Here is a 1,604-nt window from a genome sequence, read left to right as displayed (position 1 = left end):
GATCAACACGAACGCGGTGGTCACGACCAGGCTCCACGCCACGCTCGCCCCGCCCACGAGCAGCACCGTCAGGAAGGTCGCGCCGGTCGCCGGAAAGCTCGCGGTGGCGCCCGCGGCGAAGACCGTGAAGAGCGCGCCCGGGGGATGCCACTGCGCGCGGTACGCGAACAGGGTGACGAGCGCGGCGATCACCGCCACGACGACGACGCTGGCGAGCGCGGGCAGCGCCAGGGCCGACACGGCGGTGCCGACGAGCATCGCGGCGACGAGGATCGCGCCGGCGGTGGCCTGCATGCGCACGCGCGTGCGCGGGGCGTCGGTGCGGCCGTACAGTGCGGCGAAGGCGCCGAAGCTGGCGTAGACGCTGAGGTCGAGGCGTCCGATCAGCAGCAGGACCAGGAGCGGGACGCCGACGCTGAGCACCGCGCGCACGGCGACGCGGTGATCGCCCCGGTGCGGCCCGACGCGGATGACCCCGGTCCACACGCGCCCCCGGGATTCCGCCACCCCTCCAGCCTACGCGCCGGGTGGCGCCGGCCCCGTCGGAGCGCAAGGTAGGACGACGTCAAGGCCGTGGCGAGCGGCATCCGATCTGGTGGGGTGGAGGAATGGATGCCGAGCGCGAGAAGCAGCCAATCGAACCCGGGCCCGAGCCCGACACGTCCACCGCGGCCGAGGGCGAGCGGTCGGATCCGACGTTGGACGGGGACGACCAGCCCATCGAGTGACACCTCGACGTCGAGACGGAAGCCGGTGGGGCGCGGGACGGGTGCCTAGGGTGGAGATGCCCACCCCGTCTCGAGGAGGACCGTGTTCCGCACGCCCCTGACCCTGTTCCGCACCCTCGCCATCGCCGAGGCGATCTCGTGGACGCTGCTCATCGGCGGCCTCGTCCTGCGTGCCACGGCGGACCTGCCCGTCGCGGTGTCGATCGGCGGCGGCATCCACGGTTTCGTCTTCCTGGCCTATGGGGCGACGGCCGTGCTCGTCGCGCTGAACCAGCGATGGGGGTTCGGTCCCGCCGCGATCGCGGTGGTGAGCGCGGTCATCCCCTACGCGACGGTGCCGACCGAGATCTGGCTGCACCGCACCGGACGGCTTCGCGGCGCGTGGCGTCGGGACCAGACCGACGACCCGCGCGACCGGCGACCGATCGATCGGCTGCTGCGCTTCTTCCTGCGCCGCCCCGCGGTGCTGGCCCTGGCCCTGGCGACGGCGGTGGCGCTGGTGTTCGTCGTCCTGCTGATCGTGGGGCCGCCCGGCGGAAAGGGCTGAGCCGCTGGACCGGACCCGCGCTCACCGCGCCTGGATGCGGACGCTCGTCGGGGCGACCCGGCACGTGGCGGTGAAGGTCTGGATCGTGCCCGACACGGTCGCCGTGGCGCGCCCGGCGCCGACGTAGGCGAGCGTGCGTCCGGTGGCGTGCAGCGACGCCTCGTCCTGCAGGTACCGGCGCACCGCTCCACCCAGGCGACCCACGTACGACACGTCGAGCGTGACGCCGATGATCGGGCCGGTGTTTGACGCCGCGCGCCAGGCGATCGAGGCCAGCCCCCCGCCCCGCCCGGTCGCGGTGAGGGTCACGGTTCCGCACTCCTCGCCCC

General features: G+C 73.9%; 2 protein-coding genes and 1 pseudogene. 1 reads left to right on the top strand and 2 read right to left on the bottom strand.

All coding sequences use genetic code 11. From position 1 onward, the window contains the following. Positions 1-507 (bottom strand): annotated as a pseudogene (locus DBR36_RS11010) (FUSC family protein); the annotation flags it as partial. Between the two features lie 303 nt (positions 508-810). Between DBR36_RS11010 and DBR36_RS11005 the strand changes: the two are divergent. Continuing rightward, entirely contained in the window at positions 811-1,275 is a 465-nt protein-coding gene (locus tag DBR36_RS11005) for a DUF3817 domain-containing protein (protein ID WP_108319333.1), read from the top strand. Between the two features lie 21 nt (positions 1,276-1,296). On the opposite strand, the gene DBR36_RS11000 is transcribed toward DBR36_RS11005, so the two are convergent. Next, on the bottom strand, positions 1,297-1,604 hold a 308-nt coding region (locus DBR36_RS11000; protein WP_219927643.1), incomplete at its 5' end, for a hypothetical protein.

The organism is Microbacterium sp. HMWF026, from assembly GCF_003061325.1.
Lineage (GTDB): Bacteria > Actinomycetota > Actinomycetes > Actinomycetales > Microbacteriaceae > Microbacterium > Microbacterium testaceum_E.
The sequence above is the reverse complement of the archived record's forward strand: the minus strand, read 5'-3'. Positions and strand labels throughout refer to the sequence as shown.